Raw genomic sequence first — 3,379 nt, forward strand, 5'->3', positions numbered from 1 at the left:
CCCGGACGGAACTTGACTTCCTTGACCTGGATGACCTTCTGCTTCAGCTTCGCTTCGTGCTGCTTCTTCGACTCCTGGTACTTGAACTTGCCGTAATCCATCAGACGGCAAACCGGCGGCACCGCTTGCGGCGCGATCTCCACCAGGTCAACATCCAGTTCTTCCGATTTACGGAAAGCGTCAGCGAGTTTTACGATACCGAGCGGTTCGTTCTCGATCCCGACCAGGCGCACTTCCGGCGCAGTGATTTCACCGTTGATGCGGTGCGACGACTTATCAGTAGCGATGTTACGTTTCCTCTAAAAATTAAAAAAACGAGCCGCGCTGCCAGGGCGGTTACTTGAACGAGCGCAGGTCTTCCTGCAGACGCTCAACGAAGGCTTCGACCGGCATTACGCCAAGATCGACGCCGCCACGGGCACGCACGGCTACCGTTTGCGCATCACGCTCCTTATCGCCCACGACGAGGAGATAAGGCACCTTTTCCAGCGTGTGCTCGCGTATTTTATAGCTAATCTTCTCGTTGCGCAAATCGGCCGCCACTCTAACCCCTTGTTTTTGCAACGTTTGGGTCAGAGACTGCGCATATTCGGCCTGACTTTCGGCGATATTGAGCACAATTGCCTGGTACGGCGCGAGCCAAACCGGCATTGCACCAGCATGGTGCTCGATCAAAATGCCGAGGAATCGCTCCATCGAACCGACGATCGCGCGGTGCAGCATCACCGGCCGGCGGCGGCTGTTGTCTTCCGCGACGTACTCCGCACCCAGGCGCTCCGGCAACACCATGTCGAGCTGCAGCGTGCCGCACTGCCACGAGCGGCCGAGCGCATCCTTGATGTGGTACTCGATCTTCGGACCGTAGAACGCGCCCTCACCCGGCAACTCTTCCCACGTAAGGCCGCAGGCCGTCAGTGCATCGCGCAAACCCTGCTCGGCACGATCCCACGTCTCGTCCGTACCCGCACGCTGGTCGGGACGCAGCGACAGCTTGATGTCGATGTGATCGAAACCGAAGTCCTTGTACACGCTCATGGCCAGCGTGTTGAACGCGATCGATTCCGAGATGAACTGGTCTTCCGTACAGAAGATGTGCGCATCGTCCTGTACGAAGCCGCGCACGCGCATCAGGCCGTGCAGCGCGCCCGATGCCTCGTTGCGGTGGCACGAGCCGAATTCCGCGTAACGCAGCGGCAGGTCGCGATACGAGCGCAGGCCGTGCTTGAACACCTGGACGTGGCCCGGGCAGTTCATCGGCTTGATCGCGTAGTCGCGCTTCTCCGACTCTGTCGTGAACATGTTCTCGCGATAGTTCTGCCAGTGGCCCGACGCTTCCCACAGCGAGCGGTCCATGATCATCGGCGTCTTGATCTCGAGATAACCGGCTTCGTTGACGCGGCGGCGCATGTACTGCTCGACCTGCTGCCACAGCGCCCAGCCCTTCGGATGCCAGAACACCATGCCCGGCGACTCTTCCTGCATGTGGAACAGGTCGAGCTGCTTGCCCAGCTTGCGGTGGTCGCGCTTTTCCGCTTCCTCGAGCATGTGCAGATACTGATCCTGGTCTTCCTTCTTCGTCCAGGCCGTGCCGTAGATACGCTGCAGCTGCTCGTTCTTCGAATCGCCGCGCCAGTACGCACCCGCGACCTTCATCAGCTTGAAGACCTTCAGCTTGCCGGTGGACGGCACGTGCGGGCCGCGGCACAGATCGGTGAAGCCGCCGTGCGAGTACAGCTTGATTTCGTCGCTTTGCGGAATCGATTCGATGATCTCCGCCTTGTACTTCTCGCCGATGCTGCGGAAGTAACCGGCCGCTTCGTCACGCGACACGACACGGCGCGTGACCGGCTCGTCCTTCTTCGCGAGTTCCTGCATGCGCTTTTCGATCTTTTCCAGATCTTCCGGCGTAAACGGGCGGTTGTACGAGAAGTCGTAATAGAAACCGTTGTCGATCACCGGGCCGATCGTCACCTGCGCGTCCGGATACAGCTCCTTCACCGCATACGCGAGCAAGTGGGCGGTCGAGTGGCGGATGATGTCGAGGCCGTCGGCATCCTTGTCCGTGACGATCGCGAGCGACGCGTCGCGGTCGATCACCGTCGACGTATCAACGAGCTCGCCATCGAGCTTGCCACCAAGCGCAGCCTTCGCAAGGCCGGGACCGATCGAGGCCGCAACCTCGGCAACTGTCACCGGATGCTCGTATTGTCGAACTGAGCCGTCAGGCAAGCGTATCGAAACCATAGCAATCTCCGTGATGCCGACAGTGGGCGGCAGACCAGGTACGCGAGATCGAACTCACGCGTCAAAAAATTCGCGACAAAAAAAATGCGGCCCCGCTTTCGAGGGGCCGCATTCGATACTTCACTCAAACTGAAAGGGCGAAAACGTTCCTCGACTAGCGTCGCTCCGAAGTGGTTTCGGTCAACGTTCGCGGTGTCATAACCGTATTCGCCTTGTTCGCGTTGAGTTGTGTACTGCACTGAACACCCGGAGGCCGGGCATTCTCAATTCGTTGGTAGGCTCGATTGGATTCGAACCAACGACCCCCACCATGTCAAGGTGGTGCTCTAACCAACTGAGCTACGAGCCTAGAGAAGCTAAGATTATATGGAGCGGCTACCGACTTGGCAAGTGTTTTATGCGGTCGCAGCAAAACGATGCCGTTCCAACCCCATCACGATTTCCGCCCTGCCCGCACGACGCCCTGCACCTCGCCGAGCAGCGTGCACGCGCGCTGCACCTGCGCCGAATTCGATACCTCGACCGTGAACTGCATGAATGCCGCATTGCGGCGACTCTGCGTCTTCACGCCCACGACATTGATCTTTTCGCGTGCGAACACTTCGGAGATATCGCGCAGCAACCCTTGCCGGTCGCTCGCCTCGATCATCAGGTCGACCGGATACACGGACGCGCCGCGCCCGCCCAGCACGTCGGCCGACCAGGTCGTCTGCAGCACGCGCTCCGGCGCGCGCTCGACCATCCGGCGAAACGTCGGGCAGTCGCTGCGATGAATCGACATTCCCTTGCCGCGCGTGACGAAACCGCTGATCGGATCAGGCGGCGCCGGACGGCAGCAGCGCGCCAACTGCGTCAGCAGCGCGTCGACGCCCACCACCAGCACGCCGGTCGACGCGCCGTGCGCGACGCTCGCGCCGCTGCTGCGCTTCTCGAAATCGGCCGGCGCCTCGGGCGCCGGTTCCGGCGGCGGCGCATCGGACAGCGCGTGCTCGACGTTGCGCAGGCTGAACTCGTCCTTGCCGACGACCGAGAACAACTCCTCGGGCGACTTGAAGCCGAGCTTCGCGGCGAGGTTGTCCAGGTTGACCGACGTCTTGCCCTCGCGCTGCAGCGTCTTTTCGACGAGCGCGCGCCC

3 protein-coding genes and 1 tRNA gene are annotated in these 3,379 nt (G+C 61.0%); all 4 read right to left on the bottom strand.

From position 1 onward, the window contains the following. Positions 1–287 (bottom strand): translation initiation factor IF-3 (gene infC, locus JMF90_RS30015; protein ID WP_201325807.1); only part of this gene is annotated, 287 nt, incomplete at its 3' end. A gap of 49 nt (positions 288–336) precedes the next feature. Continuing rightward, positions 337–2,244, bottom strand: coding sequence for a threonine--tRNA ligase (gene thrS, locus JMF90_RS30020; protein WP_006476187.1), 1,908 nt, complete (start codon positions 2,242–2,244; stop codon positions 337–339). A gap of 272 nt (positions 2,245–2,516) precedes the next feature. After that, positions 2,517–2,593, bottom strand: a tRNA-Val gene (locus JMF90_RS30025). Between the two features lie 84 nt (positions 2,594–2,677). Continuing rightward, positions 2,678–3,379, bottom strand: a 702-nt coding sequence (locus JMF90_RS30030; protein ID WP_201325806.1) for a bifunctional (p)ppGpp synthetase/guanosine-3',5'-bis(diphosphate) 3'-pyrophosphohydrolase, incomplete at its 5' end; no start/stop codon positions are given.

The organism is Burkholderia sp. E168m23, from assembly GCF_016586125.1.
Classification (GTDB): domain Bacteria; phylum Pseudomonadota; class Gammaproteobacteria; order Burkholderiales; family Burkholderiaceae; genus Burkholderia; species Burkholderia orbicola.